The following is a 470-nucleotide window of genomic DNA, read 5'->3' as shown; positions in this document are numbered from 1 at the left end:
GGTCGGCTCGACGCTCACGCCTTCGCCGGGACTTGCGACGCCAGGCGGCTCTATTGGCACAGGCCTGCGCGCAGGCGGCGTCGGCACGGGTCTGAACTCAGGCCACGTCCCTAACACGATGCGAGCGAACGGCACGAGCCTGAATCAGAACCCCGATCCGCGAGTGCCGAGTCTCAGCGGCAGGCCGGCGGCGCCGCGCTAGATCGACGCGCGCGAGCGGTGGTTTGCAGCGCATAAGCGGCTTTAAAATGAACGCTTCATCCACCGGTTCACCGATCAGAGGAAGCGCGCATGGCATACGGCGAGCACAACTACCAGGTCTCCGTTCAATGGACGGGCAATCGCGGCAGCGGCACATCCGGCTATCGTGACTACAGCCGCGATCACGTGATCGCTTCGGGAAGCAAGCCGGACATTCCGGGCTCGTCCGACGCCGCGTTTCTCGGCGACGCAAAGCGATGGAACCCCGA

Annotated in this window: 1 protein-coding gene and 1 pseudogene; both read left to right on the top strand. The window is 65.1% G+C overall.

The genetic code is table 11. The features are described 5' to 3' along the window. Nucleotides 1-202: pseudogene (locus SB753_RS34725) on the top strand (hypothetical protein); the annotation flags it as partial. Between the two features lie 89 nt (nucleotides 203-291). Next, on the top strand, nucleotides 292-470 hold a 179-nt coding region (locus tag SB753_RS34720), incomplete at its 3' end, for an OsmC family protein (RefSeq protein ID WP_410804563.1).

Source organism: Paraburkholderia sp. SIMBA_053 (assembly GCF_046534895.1).
GTDB lineage: Bacteria > Pseudomonadota > Gammaproteobacteria > Burkholderiales > Burkholderiaceae > Paraburkholderia > Paraburkholderia caledonica.
Note: the sequence above shows the minus strand (reverse complement) of the source record. Positions and strands in the feature narration are given on the sequence as shown.